An 18,425-nucleotide genomic window follows, 5' to 3' on the forward strand; every position below is an offset into this window, starting at 1 on the left:
CGCCGCCACCGCTTGATGGGGAGTCATCCATGCTCGACGTGATCAAGACCAGCTACGCCTACGATACCTGGGCCACCGTCCGGGTGCTCGACGCCCTCGAAGGGCTCAGCGACGAGGAATACAGCGCTCCCGAGTGCAGCGGGAACGGGTCGATCCGGGACACCCTGGCCCATCTGCTCTCGTGCCAGTGGGGGTGGCTCTCCTGGCTCGACGGTTCCCAGAGCCTGGAGGAGGCCTACGGTCTGACCCTTCCCGGGGAGGCCATCCCCACGGTGGCCCAGGCCCGGGCCCGCTGGACCGCCATCGACCGGCAGACCCATGCCTTCGTCGACGCGCTGACCGACGCGGATCTGGCGGCATCCTGCACCTGGACGGGTCTGGATGGCTTTTCCGATGCCGCCCCGCTCTGGAAACTGCTGCTCCACGTCGCGAACCACGGCACCCACACCCGCGCCCAGATCGTCGCTGGCATCCGCCGGGTGGGGGCGGATCCTGGGGACATCGACCTTCTCTGCTGGGAACTGAACCACATGGGGCGCCGGTACCATGCCACGGCCTAGACGCGATCAACCCACTCAACTGGAAGACTTGCCGAACATCGGCAAGTCCATCGCCGCCGACCTCCGCGGGATCGGCATCCTCGAGCCCGGCCAGCTTGCCGAGCGCGAGCCGCTGGTCGTGTTCCAGGAGCTGGCGGGAGCCATGGGCCCCCGCCACGACCCCTGCGTGCTCTACACGCTGCTCGCGGCCCAGCACTTCCTCCAGTGCGGCGAAGCCCAGCCGTGGCGGGCCTTCGCCACCGAAGGCAAGCGCCTGCTGGAAGGTAACCGACCCCGCCGGTCATGAGGCGCTGAACGGAGTTCAGAATGCGAGGCGTTGAGAGAGACCGGGAGGCCATGCAGACGGGGTCGGTGCTGAGCGGAAGGTAAGGCTGACGAGCGAATCGCTCCGCATTATCTGCCCCCAAATAGTGGGGAAGCTGTTGGGTTCAGTAGATGGTAGGCAGACATAACGAAAAGACCGACCCAAAAAAGGAGCAACATGAATGAAAATAGAGTGAGCATAAAACAAATGCTTTTATTAAAATGGGACGATTGTTTTCAATATTATTGCTTATAACAAAAGCACGGCACTAACCAGCACCCGCTGCAAAAAGAATTAATGGGAAAGACCATTTTTGGAGTGTGAGATTTTGGTGCGTTTTACCGAAAATTAAAGCCATTAGAATAAAGAAGATGATTGGTCCAAAGGTCCAGCCGACCATCTTCAGGACGGAGGAATGAGGCGCTTGTTGATTGGGTGCACTGGTCATCTGGCGTCCTGACGAAGGAGACCAACCGGCCCCGCCTGCACTGAGGCGAGGAGCGGAGCCGAGGAAGCGAGCAATTGAGAGAGAGGAAGACAAGGCAGGCGGAGCCTGGGATGAGCGCAGGGTCAGGGCCAGGTTGGCCTTGACTGAGGTGGTGGAATATTTTTAGAAGAGCCCTGGTCCGTATTGCGGAAGTAATAGATGCAGAAGACAGCAATGACGAGTAAGGCCCAAAACACGAGGCTCGATTTGCGGGGCCCTTGGTTTGCGGCCGCCTTCGACGGCTGGCCTGCCATTGGCCCATACAGAAGGTTATGGAAGGAATTCCCAGCAATTGAAGGCGGCAAGTCAACCCTATCGGCTTTGATCTCGATGAGTTTTATCTCTTCGGCAGAAGGGGGCCGTGGGTGTTGATTTTTGCTTGGAATTTTAGGGCGGTTCATTGATTTGCTCCGAGCGGGCCCTAACGAATGGAACTAAGCGGCCTCGCCTGTACCGAGGCGCTGAGCGGAGCCGAGAAAGCAGGAAGATGAGACAGAACGGAATGCAATGCAGGCGGGGCCGGAGTTGAGCGGAGGGTTAGCCCTTTCTGGCTGCGAGTGTGGTGGTGAGACCTCTGTACCATCCTTTGTTATGAATCAGTCGCTTGTGCTGCAGGGACCCCTTTAGGATTTCCTTTTTCGTCAGTTGCGAAAGTTCTTTCCAGTTAGAGGAGAGGACATAGGTGGCATTGTCTAAGTGCGGACTTTCTAAAACAAATAAATTTTTGTTTGAAAAACCGAGTACGAAATAACCATCGAATCCACCTTGCCCGATTGCCAAAAAATCTGGTGTATGTTTGGCAATGTGCTTAAGCCTATGCTCTATGACCTCACGATCTCCATCTTTTAGGCGCAAAGTCACCTTCTCGATGTGCTCCTTAGCATTAGCCCACGGATATTCGCCCTTCGGAAGGACATGCCAGTTGAGCCGATTGACCTTTATGATTGGCCCTTTTTTCTCATCGAGAAGATGACATTCACCAAAACATTCAAGAAATAAATTAATCACATGGAGTATTTGCTCATCAGAATCCCTACCTGAACATAATTCTCGTGAAGCAGTGAAGATTCCTTCTGTATTTTGGACGACAGTGAAATTCTCTTCTGGAGGATCCACAAGGTCCCGTTGACGAACATTGAAAGTCCGATGCTGGAAACCCGAATGCGGATAACCATGCCAGTCATTCCAGGTCGAATAAACCATGCGTGACTCTGGTACTAGCGGCAAGTCCATTCGAATGATCTCTCTTCCGTTTGCATTGAAATCTGTGTGTCTTCCTAATACGGCCGGAAGTATCGATTGACCCTCTTGAACCTTCTTCGGGAACCCAATTTCAATCAACCGACTTTCATTGCCTGAAACTGGAAGGCCGACATAGAAACATCTCCCATCGCCAATCATGGGGAGAACTTTAGTTAAACTCCGAATACTTTTACCTTTGATTCGCATAATCGCACTCCTCTGTGAAAGGGCTAACGAAGGAAACTAAGCGGCCCCACCTGCACCGAGGTGACGAACGGAGCCGAGGAAGCAGGGATTTGAGAGAGAGCGGAAGGCAATGCAGGCGGGGTCCGAGTTGAGCGGAGGGTTAGGAGTTGTGAACGCGCCCCTAATAATCAATCTAGATTATTTTCTTTTTTTGATTTTTCGATAGCATCACGTAATTTTTGGATTTCTTCTGTAGAGAGTCTTGCTATTGGAGATAATTTAAGGTTTTGGCTTCTCTTTAAAGCATTGACTCCAGCAATTAATGTCTTATTAAAATCGATCTCAGTTATGGTTTGATGAAGTGATTTGCTCTCTTCTACCTTGGATTCAAGTGCTCGCACTCTGTGTGTTAAATACCTTGTATTTTCTAGAATTTCAGAAAGAAGATTTTTCTCTGACCTCGGCTCAGCTTTTTCTGGTGATGCAGATGTTTTTATGATTTCCCTAAAACTTGACTCAAATTGAGGCCAGTAGGTCGTAAAAATTTGATCAAGAATACGACTGTCTAATGAGGAGTCGCCAAGGCAGTTGTTGATTGTCTTAACCAATTCATGAAGTCCATCCTGAGATGGAAGGGTGTGATTGAATTGAGCAAGGGGATCTTCAATATCACTTGTTTTCAAGTCGATTAAAAAGGTGCAGACGCGATTTGATGACAACCCTTTGGCCAATGCGCCAGCTTCGAAGAGAATCCAAGGTTTGTTTTTATTTTCAGCCGTGAGACATATGATTCCAACTCGGGTTTCTTTCAGCTGGTCTGAAATCTCGTTGAACCACAGTGCCCCGCGATCAATATCTCGAGTCGAAATCCATGGACGAGTTGCTTGGATTACACATTTGATCCAATCGTTGAGTAATTCAGCGACGAGCTTGCTTCTTAGTCCTGACCAACTGATAAACACTTTCATGGTAGAACTCCTAATTTTGTATTAGGCGAACTGAATGGCAGAAGCCAATGAACGCCTTTTGGGTGGAAGTCGAGGCTGGGCTATTTCGCGATCATGTTCCCACTTGGCCGGTTTGATCCTCATCACAACCGGCTGAACGGTGCGAAATGGCCGCTGAACGGTCAGGAGGGTCTGGCCGGGGGTCTGGATGGCGCGTGAGGGGCGATGAACCCTTCCGCTCGGGGCTCTGCTGGGGAAACTTTTTCAGCCGGTGATGAACGGTGATGGACGGTGATAAAGCCGGATTGGTCCCCGCATGGACCCGCCTTCGGCGGCTTCCGGCGGGGCTGGAAGTCATCCGGAGGCGCCCATGCTGTGTGAGGCCGGGGCCCCATCCGTGAAATCACTGAAATCACCGGAATCAGTGGCTGATTTGCCTTTGGCTTTTCATCTCCGTCCATCCCCGTTCATCACCGGCTAATGGCTTTTGCTTTTCAATCCGTGTCCATCCGTGGCTCAAGCCATCCTTCCCATCCCGGTCACCCCCGGAATCCCACCGCTCGCCCCAGCCCACTTCCTGTTCTTCGGGCTTCGGTCCAGGATGCTTCGCGGAGGTGTCCCATGCGTCGGTTCGCTGTTGCCTTGCTCTCGGTTGCGTCCGTGCTCGTCGCCCAGGCGCCGCCCCTCACGCTGCCCGAGGCCAGTCCCCGGGCCACGGTCAGCCAGACGGTGGGGCTGACGGACATCGACGTGAGCTACCACCGGCCGGCGGTGAACGGCCGAAAGATCTGGGGCGGGCTGGTGCCCTACGGCCAGGTCTGGCGGGCCGGAGCCAACGAGAACACCGTGGTGACCTTCTCCAACCCCGTCCGCGTGGGCGGGACGCCGCTGCCGGCGGGGCGCTACGGTCTCCACATGCTGCCCACGGCCACGGCCTGGACCGTGATCTTCAGCAGCCAGTCCCACGGCTGGGGCAGCTACAGCTACGACGCCAAGGAGGATGTGGCCCGGGTGCCGGTGACGCCCGTGCCGGCGGAGCCGACCGAGCGCCTCGCCTACACCTTCGACGATCCCAGCGATAAAGGCGTCACCCTGTCGCTGCGCTGGGAGAAGCTGCGGGTGCCCATCCCCATCGCGGTGGACTCCAAGGCGGTGGTGGTGCAGAGCCTGCGGGAGCAGCTGCGTGGCCTCCACCAGTTCTACCCGGAGGCCTGGAGCGGTGCCGCGGGCTGGTGCGTCCGCAACGACGTGAACCTGGACGAGGCCATGACCTGGGTGGACCGCTCCCTCGCCATGCGGGAGTCCTTCACGGCCCTGCGCACCAAGGCCGCGCTGCTGGACAAGAAGGGCGATGCCGCGGGCGCCGAGGCCCTGCGGGCGAAGGCCCTGGCGAAGGCCACCGAGGTGGAGGTCAACCAGCTGGGTTACACGCTGCTGGGCCAGAAGAAGGTGGACGAGGCCATCACCCTCTTCCAGCGGAACGTGAAGGACCACCCCGACTCCTGGAACGCCTACGACAGCCTCGCCGAGGCCTACGCCCTCAAGGGCGACAAGACCCAGGCCGCCGCGAACTACCGCAAGGCCCTCGACAAGGTGAAGCAGGAGGACCAGCGCACCCGCATCCAGCGAGAGCTCGACAAGCTCAAGTAGCCCGGTCGGGCGATTTCACATCCTGAAACAGGCGTCTCGGACCGGCCTTACTCGCCGGGCTTGCAGTCCTCGCAGGGCTTCATGCCGGCCTTCTTGGCCTCGGCCACGGACTTGAAGTCCACGCGGGTGTGGGCCTTGTCGATCTCCTTCACCCACTTGCAGTTGGCGCGGTGGTACAGCTTCGTCTCCTTGCAGCCCACGATGACCTGGGCCTTGGTTTCGGGCTCCGCCTTCGGCGCGTCGTTCCGGCGGGCGGACAGGGGTGCGGCCATGAGGCAGGCCAGCACGACGAACGAGAGCTTCCGCATCGGGCACCTCCCCGGGATGGGAATGCAGAGACTCAGTTTCGGTTCCCGGGGTGTCCGCGCCAGGGGCCGTGCCGGTCCAGCTGGCCTCACCGCAGCGTGGCCACGACCTCACCGCGGGAGCCGACCCCCAGCTTCTTCATGATGTTCTTGATGTGGTCCTTCACCGTGTGCTCGGAGATGTAGAGCAGCTCGGCGATCTTCTTGTTGGTGAAGCCCAGGCCCAGCAGGTTCAGCACCTCCGCTTCCCGCTTGGAAAGCTGGAAGGTGGCGCGGGCCTTCTCCAGGTCGATCTGATGCTTCTCCACGACCCGCTCCATGAGGACCATGGTGTGGGTCGAGGGGCCCTTCTCCCCCGGGGCGCCCAGGGGCAGGGCCCGCAGTGCGCAGGGAGGCAGCACCCCATCCAGAGGATTCGGACCGGGGCTCCGCAGGGTCAGGGTGGCCTCTCCGCCCGCCTGCACCTTCCTGCACAGGTCGAGGACCGCCCCGGGGACGGCTCCGGTGGGACTGTCCGGCGGCACGAGGGTGGCGAGCAGTTCCAGGGCCTGCTCGTTGGCGAACGCCAAGCGACCCTCGAGGTCGAATACGAGGACTCCCGGCGCAGAGCGCTGACGTACGATTCCGGAAATGGTGGTCAACGGGGAGGAGCATAACCTACATGACATAAGGGTGGTGATAAGAAAAAACCACTCTTTCGGGGGAATTGGCCGCCGGGCGGGGGACCCCTAACCTTCCGAGGCATGAACCTTTCATCGGAAAAGCGATCCTGTCCCCGGACGGCCCTGCACCAGGTCGTCCGGTTTGAGCGCACGGCCACGGCCGCGGGTCTGCCCGGGGGCGAACTGACCCAGGGGGTCGGGCGCGACATCAGCCAAGAAGGGGCGAGTTTCCTCACGGACTGCTCCCTTCAGCCAGGCGAGGTCCTGCGGCTCCATGTCCCCCTGGAGGCGGAACACGCCAGCGTGCCCGTCCTCTCGGAGGTGCGGTGGACCGAGCGGACGCGGAACGGCTTCCGCGTGGGCTTGCAGTTCCTCGCCTGAGCTCCCCTTTCCGGCCTCCTCGGCGCGTCCGGGGGGCCGGCCTTCTGCGGTTTGTCTTGACGATTCATTTACAGGACTTCCACGAGATCAAGGAGGCACACCATGCGCCAGGTCATCACCCCCCGCCGGAGAAGGGCGGTCTTTGCGCTGATCGCGGTCGCGGCCGCGGGCGTGTGCGGTCTGGCCCGGCCCCGGCTGGCGGCCGCCGCGTTGGATGACGGCACCATCCCGGGCGCGGTCTGGATCGACTTCGGCGCCAATGATGTGGCCCTGCGGTCCCAGCTGGCGCGCAGCTCCAAGGGCGGGTTCCTGGGCATGGCGGAGGTCCGGGCCAACGGCGTGGGCCGGTGGGCCCAGGTGACCCAGCAGCTGAGCATCCCGGAGGCTCCGGCGGAGGATGGCCTCCTCCACGCCACCGGCAGCCATGTCTTCCTCTTCGCCGACGGCAGTTCCCTCACCACCCTGGATGAGGTGCTGCTGACCCCGACGGACACGGAAGGGGTCTACGTCCTGGACGGAGCCCTCGTGATCACCGGCGGTACCGGCGTCCTGGTCTCGGCGACCGGTAACCTCTCCCTCGTCGGGAACCTCGACCTGCTCCACGGCCAGATCGGCGTGGATACGCGCGGGAGGATCCAGAAATGAGACACCTCACTTTGCCTCGCCTCCTCCGCCGGCTCGCCGGGGCGGCCAGCGCCCTGGTGCTCCTCGTGGCCCCCTCCCTGTTCGGGGCCCAACCCGCCAATGTCGCGGCTGTGGCCATCAGCCCTGGCTCGGTGGATGTCAGCGCCTCCGCCCAGACCGTGGTGGTCACGGTGACAGATACGTCTGCCTCCGCGATGAGCGCCTCGTTGACCCTGGCCGGGGCCGGCAGTCCGACCAGCAGCCAGACCACCGGCTATGTCGCGGGCACCACGCTCTCGCCTGGCCACTTCCAGATCAGCCTGACCATCCCCCACCAGGGGGCCGCCGGCACCTGGCAGCTGTCCCTTCAGGCGACCGAGGGCAGCGGGCCCCTGGTGCAGTATCCCTGGGGCCGTCTCAAGCAGGACTTTCCACCGGCCACCGTTGAGGTGGCCAGCAGCACGGCGGATACCGCGGCCCCTCTGCTGGCTTCCTTCAGTCTGAGCCCGGCCACCATTGACACCACCAGCGCCGGCCAGGCCATCAATGCCAGCTTCTCGGTGACGGACAACCCCTCGGGCACCAGCTCGGTGAGCTTCTGGTTCACGGGGCCGGATGGGGCCTTGTATCCCGGAGCCACCGCCCTGACCCTGGGCACGGCCCTGAGCGGCACCTGGGGCGGCGCGGTGACCATCCCCGCGGGCTCCGTGCCGGGCCTCTATCAGCTCAGCAAGGTGACCACCCTGGACACCCTCAACAACAGCCGCACCTACCTGGCGGCGGACCTGGCCAGCCTGGGCTCCCCCAGCGTCCAGAACATCGGCAAGCTGGGGCAGACCATCACGTTCGGCGCGATCCCCGACCACACCTACGGCGACGCGCCCTTCGGCCTGATCGCCTCGGCCTCCTCGGGCCTGCCGGTCACCCTATCCATCGCTTCGGGACCGGCCACCCTCTCCGGGAACCTGCTCACCATCACGGGTGCGGGCTATGTGACGGTGCGTGCCTCCCAGGGCGGGAACAGCACCTACACCGCCGCGACTGACGTGGAACGGACGTTCCAGGTGCTCAAGGCGGACGCCACGATCGTGGTGACGCCCTACGACGTCGCCTACGACGGCAACGCCCACACGGCCACCGGCAAGGCCACCGGCCTCAATGACCTGGACCTGGGCAGCCTGCTGACCCTGAGCGCCACGACCCACACCGACGCCGGCACCTACGCAACCGATGCCTGGACCTTCGCCGGCGACGACAACTACAACGCCGCCAGCGGTACGGTCTCGGACCGGATCGCCAAGGTGAACGCGGTCATCACGGTGACCCCCTACAGCGTGACCTACGATGGCGCCAGTCACACGGCTACGGCCACCGCCAAGGGCGTGGAGAGCGTTCCGGCGGACCTGGCCAGCCTGCTGACCCTCAGCGGCACCACCCACACCGATGCCGGCGACTACCCGGCGGACGCCTGGAGCTTCGCGGGCAACACCAACTACAACCCCGCCAGCGGCACGGTGCACGATGTGATCGCCAAGGCCAACGCGGTCATCACCGTCACGCCGTATAGCGTGACCTACGATGGCGCCGCCCACACGGCCACCGCCACGGCCAAGGGCGTGGAGGCGGTCCCCGCGGACCTGGCCAGCCTGCTGACCCTGAGCGGCACGACGCACACCAATGCCGGCGACTACCCGGCGGACGCCTGGAGCTTCGCGGGCAACACCAACTACAACGCCGCCAGCGGCACCGTGCATGACGCCATCGCCAAGGCCAACGCGGTCATCACCGTCACGCCCTACAGCGTGACCTACGATGGCGCCGCCCACACGGCCACGGCCACGGCCAAGGGCGTGGAGGCGGTCCCCGCGGACCTGGCCAGCCTGCTGACCCTGAGCGGCACGACGCACACCAACGCCGGCGACTACCCGGCGGACGCCTGGAGCTTCGCGGGCAACACCAACTACAACGCCGCCAGCGGCACGGTGCATGACGTCATCGCGAAGGCCAACGCGGTCATCACCGTCACGCCCTACAGCGCGATCTACGATGGCAACCCGCACACGGCCACGGCCACGGCCAAGGGCGTGGAGGCGGTCCCCGCGGACCTGGCCAGCCTGCTGACCCTGAGCGGCACGACGCACACCGACCCCGGGGACTACCCGGCGGATGGCTGGAGCTTCGCGGGCAACATCAACTACAACCCCGCCAGCGGGACGGTCCATGACGCCATCACCTACGGCTTCAACGGCCTCCTGTCTCCGTGGAATCCCTCCAAGTCCTACAAGATCAAGAGCGCGATCCCGCTCAAGTGGCAGTACACCAATGCCTCGGGCGCGCCTGTTCCCAGCGGGTCCGCCAGCCCGATCATCAGCATCGTGATGGTGTCGGCGGGAGACACCGGGAACGCGGACATCGCGCTGGAGGATGCTGGGAGCAGCGGGTACCAGTACGACTCGACCACCGCCACGTGGCAGTTCAACTGGAAGACCACAGGGCTCGCCCCGGGGACCTACCTCATCTCCATCAAGTCCGGGTTGACGGGCCAGGTGAACGGGACCTTCGCGGTCATCCTGGCGCGATAGACGGCGGTCTTTCGCCGGGACGTACCAGAAGGCGGGGCTGCGGCCCCGCCTTCCGGCGTGCCGCAGTCCGTGGGACCCCCCGACCCGCTCCTGCTAGGATCCCTCCAGACCTTCACGTGGAGTCCCATGCGGCGCCTCTGGCACAGGGCTGGACGGGCGGCGGTGCCGGTGGCGCTGCTGGTGCTCGCCGCCTGCACGCGGGCCCCGCACCGGTACGTGGAACGGCCCCCCGCCAGTCCGGCGGCGGCACCTGCGGCGACCCGGGCCATCCCCCGTCTGGGCTACACCCTGCAGGCCGGGGCCTTCGCGAAGGTGGAGAACGCGGCGCGCTTCGCCCAGGCGCTACAGGCACAGGGGCTGGAGGCGGCCTATTACGGCTCGGAAGACGGCCTCTACCGGGTGCGCTTCGGGGACTTCGCCACCAAGGAGAAGGCCCGGGCCCGCGGCGAGGCTCTGAAAGCCGCCGGGGTGATCGAGGCGTTCTGGGTGGTGGCCCCGGACGGATCGGCCCCGGGGGCATCCGGCCGCCCCCGGATCCATCCCGAGGACGAGCGGGGCCTGCGGGTCGGCCTGGTGGATGCCGCCAGGGGCTACCTGGGCGTGCCCTACCTGTTCGGGGGCACCACGGAGAAGGGCTTCGACTGCAGCGGCCTCACCGGGGCCGTGTACCGGCTGAACGGGTTGAAGCTGCCGCGTTCCTCCCAGGCCCAGTTCGAGGCGGGTCGTCCCGTGGACCTGGACCGAGCCCGGGCGGGGGACCTGCTCTTCTTCGCCACGAACGGGGGCGGCCGGGTGAGCCACGTGGCGCTGTACCTGGGAGACGGGGCCTTCATCCACGCGCCGCGGCCGGGGCAGGGTATCCGCCAGGACCGGCTCTCGGACCGCTACTTCCAGCGCGCCTTCGTGGGGGCCCGGAGCTACCTCTAAGGGGTTTTGTTCCGACCCCTAAGACTCTTTCGCAAATAAATTCGTCGATTTTTTGAAAATTGGATGCGGAATGGCCTTAGACTGGAAATCGCCCGCCGGTCGTGCGGGTATCAAAAAGCGTTGCTGCCTCGCCTGGAAGGAACAATGCATCTACATCCAGGACGAAGAAAGCAGGTAGTTACATGGCTCAGGGAACCGTGAAGTGGTTCAACGCCGAAAAGGGTTTCGGATTCATCACCCCCGATGACGGTGGTGCGGATCTGTTCGTTCATCACTCCGCCATCGAGACCACGGGTTTCCGCACCCTGGACGAGAATCAGCGCGTGAGCTTCAACGTGGGTCAGGGCCAGAAGGGCCCCCAGGCCACCAACGTCACCAAGATCTAACCGTACCGTTCACACTGGATCGGCCTCCTTCGGGGGGCCGATTCCTTTTTCGGGGCCCGCCGCGGCTGGTCCCGATCAGCTTATTTCCTTGGCCCGAAAGGCCTCCGACCGTATTCTGGTCCCTTGCGCAAGGAGGAGCCCATGGCTCACGAAGGTCACGAACACGGACCGGACTGCAACCACGATCACGACGATTCCTTTGAAATCGAAGTCGTTGAACTTGAAGACGAGAATGGCGAGAAGGAAGAGTTCGCGATTCTGGAAGAGCTCGAGTTCGAGGGCCGCGACTTCGCCATCCTGGCCCCCCTGGCTGAGCTGCAGGCCCAGGAGGACGGCACCGCGGACCCCGAAGAGGGCCTGAGCCTGGAGATCTTCGAGGTGAAGGACGACATGTTCACCCCCCTCGAGGACGAGGAGCTGGCCGAGCGCCTCATGAAGCACCTCGACGAGCAGGAAGCCAAGCTCAAGGCCGAGGAAGAGAAGGACTGACGCGCTTTCCCTTTCCAAGAAGAGGCCCCCGCTCCGGGGGCCTCTTCTTGGAAAGGGCGAGGTTTCAGAGCTTGCCCTGGAAGAGGGCGAAGACGGCGCCCTGTGGATCCGCGACCACCGCGAAGCGCCCCACCTTCGGGATGTCGCGGGGGGGCACGTGGACGGCGGCGCCGAGGGCCTGGGCCCGGGCCGTCCGCTCGTCCACGTCCTTGACCATGAAATACACCATCCAGTGGGAGGGGATCTCCCTCCAGGCCGGCCCCCAGTGCTCGCTGATCTCCATCATGCCGCCGAAGTGGGACCCATCCAGCGCCCACTCGAAGTAGGGCATGGCGGGATCGGACGGGGCCTTGGCCGTCCAGCCGAAGAGGCGCGTGTAGAAGGCTTCGGCCGCCTTGGCGTCCTTGGTGGCGAGCTTGGTCCAGCAGAGGGCGCCGGGTTCCAGGTAGGCCGAGATGCCCTTGTGGTTCCGGGCCTGCCAGATCGCGAAGATCGCGCCCGCAGGATCCTGGACGACGGCCATGCGGCCCTCCTCCATCACGTCGAAGGGACCGTGGAGGACCTGGGCGCCCAGTTCCTTCGCCTTCGCCGCGGTGGCGTCGGCATCAGATACGGACACGTACGAAAGCCAGCTTGGGGGGACGCCCTGCTGGCGCTGTTCCTTGCCCTGGGCGCAAAGTCCCGCGACTTGGCGGCCGCCGGCGGAGAAGATCGCGTAGTTGCCTCCGGAGGTGGCGATCTCCTTGGGCTGCCAGCCGAACAGCTCTCCGTAGAAGGACTTGGCGGCCTGGAGGTCGCGGGTGGCCAGCTCGGGCCAGCAGAAGGTTCCAATCGCGGGAAGGACGGCTTGGGCCATGGCGACCTCCGGAAGGAGCAAAAACATAGGCCGTTCTGAGGCCGGATCAACCTTGAAAATCCAGGCATGACGCAGGCCGGCAGGCCCCGTGGACGACCCGGATCCTCCCGACACCTGGCGTAAGCTGAACGGATGGTGTCTGACCTGATCCATTTCACGGGCCGCATTCTTTTTCTGACGGAAGATCCGGAGCGGATCCGTCGCCAGCTCGCCGGCGAGGACCTGGAGCCGGCCGAAGCGCTTCCCCTGCGGGACCAGATCAGCACGGATGAGATCACGCCGGCCTTCATCTGCTACCACTACGACGAGAAGCTGGGCGACTTCCCCTACCTGGGCCTGAAGTGCGGCGAGGCCTTCCCGGTGAAGGCGGGCTCCGTGCGGGCGGGCGGCTTCGCGGTGAGCGTGGCCGGCAAGCGCCGGGGCAAGGGCAGCAGCCGCGAGGCCAGCCCCTACGCCGAGTGGTGCGCGGGCATCCGCCTGGTGATCGCCGAGAGCTTCGAGCGCATTTACCGCCAGAACTGCCAGAACCTGGGCCTGCTCACCAGCACGGACGTCGGCCTCATCCCGCGGATCCGCCGGGGCGAGGCCATTCCTCTCGCGGAGTTCACGGCGGGCCTGGATCCCGTCACCGCGGAGATCGTGCGCCGGGGCGGGCTCTTCGCCTACAACGCCGCCCGCATGAAGGGCGAGGTGGCGCCGCCGCTGCCCGCCCACGCCCCGCGCCCCATGACCTACGCCGAGAAGCTGCTGGCCCGCCATGCGGTGGTGGATGCGGCGGCGGGGCAGGTGGGGCTTCCCGCCGTGAGGCCCGGCGACGGCCTCTTCGTGCAGGCGGACTGGCGCTTCAGCCACGAGTACGTGACACCCATGGCCGCCAGCTTCCTGGAGAAGTCCCTGGGACCGGAGGCCAGGCTGCGCGATCCAGCCTCCATCCTGGCCTTCCGGGATCACCTCACCTTCCTGCACCACAGCATGAAGGCCGAGCATCGCGCCATGGGCCTGCTGGCGGTGGCCGAGGGCCTGAAGCCCGCTCAGGAGGCCTTCTGCGGCAAGCACGGCATCCGGCTCCACGGCGAGCTGCCGGATGGATCGGGCAGCGAGGGCATCTGCCACGCGCTCATGGCCGAGCGCTATGTTCTTCCCGGCCAGGTGGTCGTGGGCACGGACTCGCACACGCCCCACGCGGGGGCGCTGGGCTGCCTGGCCTTCGGCGTCGGCACCACGGACATCGCCAACGCCTGGGTGACGGGCGACGTGCGCGTCACCGTGCCGCCCACGCTGCGCGTGCGCCTGAATGGGCGCCTGCGCCCTGGCGTCTCCGCCAAGGACCTGGTGCTGCACCTCCTGGCCCAGCCCCTCATCCGCGAAGGCGGCGCCATCGGTCACGTCGTCGAGTACCAGGGCGAGGCCCTGCGCGACCTGGACACGGACGAGCGGGCCACCCTCACCAACATGGCGGCGGAGATCGGCGGCTTCACGGGCCTCATCGCGCCGGACGCCGAGACCATGCGCTTCGTGAAGGAACGGAGGGGCGCGGAGATCACGCTGGAGCCCTGGATGCGCGGCGACGAGGGCGCCGAGTACGCCCACACCCTGGAGGTGGACTGCGCGGCGCTGGGCCCCATGCTGGCCCGCCCCGGCGACCCCGGGAACGGCGTGGCCCTGGCGGACCTGGACGGAAGCGTGCCCATCCACATCGCCTACCTGGGCAGCTGCACCGGCGGTAAGCGCGAGGACCTGCGGAGGGCCTACGAGGTGGTGAAGGCCGCGGCGGCGGAAGGGCGACGAGTGCCCGAGGGCGTGCGGTTCTTCGTGCAGTGCGGCAGCGAGGACGTGCGGCGCCACGCCGAGGAGCAGGGCTGGATCGCGGCCTTCGAGGCCGTGGGGGCCGTGGTGCTGGGCAGCTCCTGCGGCGCCTGCATCAATGCGGGGCCAGGCGTCTCCACGCGGCCCGACGAGGTGACCATCAGTGCGATCAACCGGAATTTCCCCGGCCGCAGCGGACCAGGCCAGATGTGGCTGGCCAGCCCCGCCACCGTGGCCGCCAGCGCCCTGGCCGGGCGCATCGCGAAGGCCTGAGAGTGTGTTTTAGAATTCCCGCGAGCCGCGACGGTGGCCAGCCGCGTGATCCAGCAGATATCAGTTTGTCTTGCGTATCGCCACAGGCGATACCAAGAAGGAAGCGCGCGCAGGGCGATGCGGGACATCGTCCAAGCGCGGTGACGCCGATGGGCGCGCGGCTGGACACCGTCCCTCCGGACTGGGGCGGCGGGGAGGCTCCCTCTCCGCGAGCTTGCGAGCGGGAGCCACGCGCCGCGTGGCGCCAGATGGAGGGCCTGGCGTCGTCCAGGGCCCTCGACATGGAACCACCATGCCCGCGGGCCCTGTCCTAGCCATGCTCGCCCGGCGCTCCCAGCGCGGCCCGTGCGAATTCTAAAACACACTCTTGGAAAGGCGTTCCACCCGGACCCCGGGGCTCGCTAAGGTGGCTTGAGTGGGCTCCGATCGGTCGCGGGTCCTCACCCGGAGACCCGCCCATGACGTTCGTCCGCCTCGGCTCCCTGCTGCTGTCCTCCGTGTACCTGTGGGCGGGACAGCCTCAACCGGAGGAGCGGCCCGCGAATCCGGTCCAGGCCCAGGTGGCGCCGGAAGCCACTCCGATGGGGGGGCCTTCTGATCCGGATCGCTTCTGGAATCTGCCGCGGCTGCTGCTGGATGACACGGCCCACGTGGTCACCGCCCCGGCGCGCTGGGAGCGCCCGGACTGGACCACCGCCGGCCTGAGCGCAGCCGCCGTCCTGGGCGCGGGCCTGCTGCTGGACCATGCGGGGGACCGGTTCATGGTGAACCACGCCAACGCCTCCTGGGACCGCGGCGCCAAGGCGGTGCAGGAGCTGGGCGACGTGCCCAGCGTCCTCATCGCCGGGGGGACTTACCTCGCGGGAGTCGCCTTCAAGGAGCCCGAGGTGCGCGCCACAGGGGTCGATGCGATGGTCACGATGGGGATCGCCCAGCTCCTGCTGACCCTGCCGCTGAAGACCCTGGCTAGCCGCTCCCGGCCCGAGGCCGGCCAGGGCGACCATGACTTCCATCCGCTGCATGGCGGGGCGTCCTTCCCATCCGGGCATGCCACCCAGGCGTTCGCCCTGGCCTCGGTCATTTCCGAGCACGCGGACCGTCCCTGGGTGACGGGCCTTTCCTACGGGTTGGCGGGCCTCGTGGGGGTGGCGCGCGTGGAGCAGCGCAAGCACTTCGTGTCCGACGTGGTGGCGGGCGGCCTCATCGGAACCTTCGTCGGGAAGTCCGTCGTCTCCTACAACCAGTCGCTCCGGTCCAGGGCCCACAGCAAGGTGGCCCTGTCCTTCGCACCCACCGTCCAGCCGGGCGGCTACGGATTCAGTGTGGCGATGGTGTTCTGACCACTGCGGACCAGAGGAACGCGAGGAAGGTCGCCACGGAACTCAGGCTGAAGATGAGCACCGCCCCGGCGGCGCAGTCCTTGGACACCTTGATCGCCGGGTGGATCTCGGGATGCAGGTGGTCGAGGGCGTGCTCCAGGGCCGTGTTGATGAGCTCGGCGGCGAGAACCAGGCCGCAGTTCAGCAGCAGCAGCGCCCACCAGATTGCCGCGGGCCGAAGGGTGATCAGCAACGCCACCACTGCCAACGCCATCAGGCTCTGGAAGCGGAAGCTGGCCTCCTGCTGCCAGGCGACGCGGATCCCCTGGAGGCTGTAGGAAAGGCGCTGGGGGAAGGGCTGGTTCTTCATGCGGGCTCGGATGGGCGACAGCCCATTGTGGCACCGGGGCCGCCTGGATCGGCCGTGCTCCTTCATCCGGAATCCATGTGAAGCTGGGTGGTCCGCTGGTTGCTTTGTGTGCTTGAGAGTCCTGAGATGACTGATCCCGTCCATTCCGCCCGCTACCGCGCCCTCCTCCTGGCTGGGCTCGGACGCGCGGGCGCGCCGGCCCTGGATGGCCGGTCCAAGGTCCTGATCGTGGACGTGGCCCGCCAGCGCCTGGGTCTGCTGGAAGGGGGGCGCCTGGCCTTCGAGGCCGTCATCTCCACGGCGAAGAACGGCCTGGGCTGCGAGGAGAACTCGTACCGCACGCCTACGGGTTGGCACCGCATCCACGCGCGCATCGGCGCGGGAGCCGAACCGGGCACGGTGTTCCGCAGCCGCGTGACCACGGGCGAGATCTGGCGCGGAGAGCCCCGGGACGAAGACCTGATCCTCACCCGCGTGCTCACCCTGGACGGCCTGGAGGAGGGCTGGAACCGCGGGCCGGGGCGGGATTCTCTTGCCCGCTTCATCTACCTGCACGGTACCAACCAGGAGTCCCAGCTGGGGCAGGCCGTGTCCCACGGCTGCGTGCGCCTCTCGAACGCGGACGTGGTGGACCTCTTCGACCGCGTGGCCGAGGGAGATCTCCTGCTCATCGCCGAGGACCTTCCGAATGATGGGCTGGGCCTGGGACGCCTGCACTTCGCCGGCGTGGCGGGCAGCGGCATGAGCGCCCTGGCTCAGTTCGCGGCCATGAAAGGCGGCCGGGCCAGCGGCAGCGACCGCAGCTTCGACCGGGGCCAGCGGCCCGGAGCCCGGGCGCAGCTGGAGGCCCTGGGCGTGGCCATCCACCCCCAGGACGGCTCGGGCCTCGAAGGCGACTGCGCGGCCCTGGTGGTATCCACGGCCGTGGAGGACGAGGTGCCGGACGTGGCGGCGGCCCGGCGCCTGGGCGTGCCCGTGCTGCACCGCTCGGAGTTGCTGGCGTACCTCGTGGCCCGGTATCGCACCGTGGCGGTGACGGGCACCAGCGGCAAGTCCACCACCACGGCCATGGTCTTCGAGATCCTGCGGGGCGCGGGGCGCGATCCCTCCGTCATCACCGGCGGCGAGCTGGTGGCCCTCCAGCGGGAGGGGTGCTGGGGCAACGCCTGGGCCAGCACCTCGGACCTGCTGGTGATCGAGGCCGACGAGAGCGACGGCTCCGTGGTGCGCTACCACGCGGCCGTGGGCGTGATCCTCAACCTCCAGAAGGACCACAAAGAGATGGATGCCGTCGCGGAGATGTTCCGCGCCTTCCGGGCCCAGGTGCGCGAGGCCGCCGTGGTGGGCGAGGCGGAGAACCTGCGGGAGTTCGCGGCGGGGGCGACCACCTTCGGGTTCGGGGAGGGGGTCGGCTTGCGAGCCGAAGGGCTGTCGCTCGGCGCGGAAAGCTCGGCTTTCCGCGTAGGGGGAAAAGACTTTGTCCTTCCTGTGCCTGGGGTTCACAACGTGGAGAATGCCCTGGCGGCCCTCGCGGCTTGTCGGGTGTTGGACGTTCCGCTGGAGGACATGGTCGCGCCCCTGGCGGGCTTCCAGGGCGTGGCGCGGCGTTTCCAGGTGCTTGGCACCAAGCGCGGCGTGACGGTGGTGGACGACTTTGGCCACAACCCCGCCAAGGTGGCGGCCTCGATCCGCGCGGCCCATCTGCGGACAGCCGCTGGCGGCCGGGTGCTGGCGGTGTTCCAGCCCCACGGCTTCGGGCCCCTGAAGTTCCTGCGTGCGGAGTTCGTGGATGCCTTCGCCGCGGAGCTGGCGCGCCGGGACCGCCTCTGGTTCCTGGACGTGTTCTACGCCGGCGGCACGGCCGCGCGGGACATCACCAGCGCTGACGTGGTGGCCGAGATCGCCGCGAAAGGCGTCGCCGCCGAGGCCGCGCCCTCACGGGAATGGCTCGTGGATCGTTTGGCCGCCGAAGCGGAGGCGGGTGACCTCATCCTCGTGATGGGGGCGCGGGATCCGTCGCTGACGGACCTGGCGAAGGCCATCCTCGCCGCCCTCTGAACCAGGCGCTC

The 18,425-nt window shown here is 65.3% G+C and carries 19 protein-coding genes; 12 read left to right on the plus strand and 7 right to left on the minus strand.

Annotated elements, in window-relative coordinates; translation table 11 throughout:
* The first annotated feature begins 29 nt into the window (after nucleotides 1–29).
* Nucleotides 30–560 carry a DinB family protein gene (locus MLE64_RS00110; protein ID WP_243314483.1) on the plus strand — a complete coding sequence of 177 codons (531 nt, stop codon included), beginning with the start codon at nucleotides 30–32 and terminating at the stop codon, nucleotides 558–560.
* On the plus strand, nucleotides 547–846 hold the full coding sequence (locus MLE64_RS00115) for a helix-hairpin-helix domain-containing protein (RefSeq protein WP_279342834.1): 300 nt from the start codon (nucleotides 547–549) through the stop codon (nucleotides 844–846). The genes MLE64_RS00110 and MLE64_RS00115 overlap by 14 nt, the downstream gene beginning before the upstream one ends.
* A 286-nt stretch (nucleotides 847–1,132) precedes the next feature.
* On the opposite strand, the gene MLE64_RS00120 is transcribed toward MLE64_RS00115, so the two are convergent.
* The 3 genes from MLE64_RS00120 to MLE64_RS00130 form a co-directional block, all read right to left on the minus strand.
* Nucleotides 1,133–1,312: a hypothetical protein gene (locus MLE64_RS00120; RefSeq protein ID WP_243314489.1), complete on the minus strand. Its 180-nt coding sequence runs from the start codon at nucleotides 1,310–1,312 to the stop codon at nucleotides 1,133–1,135.
* A 576-nt stretch (nucleotides 1,313–1,888) separates the two neighbouring features.
* Complete coding sequence (locus tag MLE64_RS00125; RefSeq protein WP_243314491.1) at nucleotides 1,889–2,800, minus strand: hypothetical protein; 912 nt, start codon at nucleotides 2,798–2,800, stop codon at nucleotides 1,889–1,891.
* A 167-nt stretch (nucleotides 2,801–2,967) separates the two neighbouring features.
* Nucleotides 2,968–3,747 (minus strand): toll/interleukin-1 receptor domain-containing protein, encoded by a 780-nt coding sequence (locus MLE64_RS00130; RefSeq protein ID WP_243314493.1) that lies wholly within the window; start codon nucleotides 3,745–3,747, stop codon nucleotides 2,968–2,970.
* 600 nt (nucleotides 3,748–4,347) lie between these two features.
* Between MLE64_RS00130 and MLE64_RS00135 the strand changes: the two genes are divergently transcribed.
* Nucleotides 4,348–5,376: a DUF2911 domain-containing protein gene (locus MLE64_RS00135; RefSeq protein WP_243314495.1), complete on the plus strand. Its 1,029-nt coding sequence runs from the start codon at nucleotides 4,348–4,350 to the stop codon at nucleotides 5,374–5,376.
* Between the two features lie 47 nt (nucleotides 5,377–5,423).
* Here MLE64_RS00135 and MLE64_RS00140 read toward each other — a convergent pair whose 3' ends face one another.
* Both MLE64_RS00140 and MLE64_RS15630 read right to left on the minus strand, forming a co-directional pair.
* Nucleotides 5,424–5,684: an Ada metal-binding domain-containing protein gene (locus tag MLE64_RS00140; RefSeq protein WP_243314497.1), complete on the minus strand. Its 261-nt coding sequence runs from the start codon at nucleotides 5,682–5,684 to the stop codon at nucleotides 5,424–5,426.
* An 86-nt stretch (nucleotides 5,685–5,770) separates the two neighbouring features.
* Nucleotides 5,771–6,250, minus strand: a complete 480-nt coding sequence (locus MLE64_RS15630) for a helix-turn-helix transcriptional regulator (protein WP_279342835.1) — start codon at nucleotides 6,248–6,250, stop codon at nucleotides 5,771–5,773.
* Nucleotides 6,251–6,424: 174 nt separating this feature from the next.
* Here MLE64_RS15630 and MLE64_RS00150 point away from each other — a divergent pair, with 174 nt between their 5' ends.
* The 6 genes from MLE64_RS00150 (at nucleotide 6,425) to MLE64_RS00175 (ending at nucleotide 11,732) form a co-directional block, all read left to right on the plus strand.
* Complete coding sequence (locus tag MLE64_RS00150; RefSeq protein ID WP_243314498.1) at nucleotides 6,425–6,724, plus strand: PilZ domain-containing protein; 300 nt, start codon at nucleotides 6,425–6,427, stop codon at nucleotides 6,722–6,724.
* Between the two features lie 102 nt (nucleotides 6,725–6,826).
* Nucleotides 6,827–7,369, plus strand: a complete 543-nt coding sequence (locus MLE64_RS00155) for a hypothetical protein (protein ID WP_243314500.1) — start codon at nucleotides 6,827–6,829, stop codon at nucleotides 7,367–7,369.
* Nucleotides 7,366–9,930 carry a PxKF domain-containing protein gene (locus MLE64_RS00160; RefSeq protein WP_243314502.1) on the plus strand — a complete coding sequence of 855 codons (2,565 nt, stop codon included), beginning with the start codon at nucleotides 7,366–7,368 and terminating at the stop codon, nucleotides 9,928–9,930. The genes MLE64_RS00155 and MLE64_RS00160 overlap by 4 nt, the downstream gene beginning before the upstream one ends.
* Before the next feature lie 126 nt (nucleotides 9,931–10,056).
* Complete coding sequence (locus MLE64_RS00165) at nucleotides 10,057–10,857, plus strand: C40 family peptidase (protein WP_243314505.1); 801 nt, start codon at nucleotides 10,057–10,059, stop codon at nucleotides 10,855–10,857.
* A gap of 182 nt (nucleotides 10,858–11,039) precedes the next feature.
* Nucleotides 11,040–11,243 (plus strand): cold-shock protein, encoded by a 204-nt coding sequence (locus tag MLE64_RS00170; RefSeq protein WP_243285857.1) that lies wholly within the window; start codon nucleotides 11,040–11,042, stop codon nucleotides 11,241–11,243.
* A 141-nt stretch (nucleotides 11,244–11,384) separates the two neighbouring features.
* Nucleotides 11,385–11,732, plus strand: coding sequence for a DUF1292 domain-containing protein (locus MLE64_RS00175; protein ID WP_243285858.1), 348 nt, complete (start codon nucleotides 11,385–11,387; stop codon nucleotides 11,730–11,732).
* 64 nt (nucleotides 11,733–11,796) lie between these two features.
* Here the strand turns inward: MLE64_RS00175 and MLE64_RS00180 are convergent, their stop codons facing one another.
* Nucleotides 11,797–12,588, minus strand: coding sequence for a VOC family protein (locus tag MLE64_RS00180; protein ID WP_243314506.1), 792 nt, complete (start codon nucleotides 12,586–12,588; stop codon nucleotides 11,797–11,799).
* Between the two features lie 135 nt (nucleotides 12,589–12,723).
* Here MLE64_RS00180 and MLE64_RS00185 point away from each other — a divergent pair, with 135 nt between their 5' ends.
* Complete coding sequence (locus MLE64_RS00185) at nucleotides 12,724–14,667, plus strand: aconitase family protein (RefSeq protein WP_243314508.1); 1,944 nt, start codon at nucleotides 12,724–12,726, stop codon at nucleotides 14,665–14,667.
* A 458-nt stretch (nucleotides 14,668–15,125) separates the two neighbouring features.
* Nucleotides 15,126–16,007 carry a phosphatase PAP2 family protein gene (locus tag MLE64_RS00190; RefSeq protein ID WP_243314510.1) on the plus strand — a complete coding sequence of 294 codons (882 nt, stop codon included), beginning with the start codon at nucleotides 15,126–15,128 and terminating at the stop codon, nucleotides 16,005–16,007.
* Here MLE64_RS00190 and MLE64_RS00195 read toward each other — a convergent pair.
* Nucleotides 15,985–16,356, minus strand: a complete 372-nt coding sequence (locus MLE64_RS00195; RefSeq protein ID WP_243314512.1) for a diacylglycerol kinase — start codon at nucleotides 16,354–16,356, stop codon at nucleotides 15,985–15,987. The genes MLE64_RS00190 and MLE64_RS00195 overlap by 23 nt on opposite strands.
* Before the next feature lie 126 nt (nucleotides 16,357–16,482).
* Between MLE64_RS00195 and MLE64_RS00200 the strand changes: the two genes are divergently transcribed.
* A complete protein-coding gene (locus tag MLE64_RS00200) occupies nucleotides 16,483–18,414 on the plus strand; it encodes a L,D-transpeptidase family protein (protein ID WP_243314515.1) in 1,932 nt (643 codons plus the stop codon).
* Nucleotides 18,415–18,425: the final 11 nt, after the last annotated feature.

It is taken from the genome of Geothrix paludis (assembly GCF_022808815.1).
Classification (GTDB): domain Bacteria; phylum Acidobacteriota; class Holophagae; order Holophagales; family Holophagaceae; genus Geothrix; species Geothrix paludis.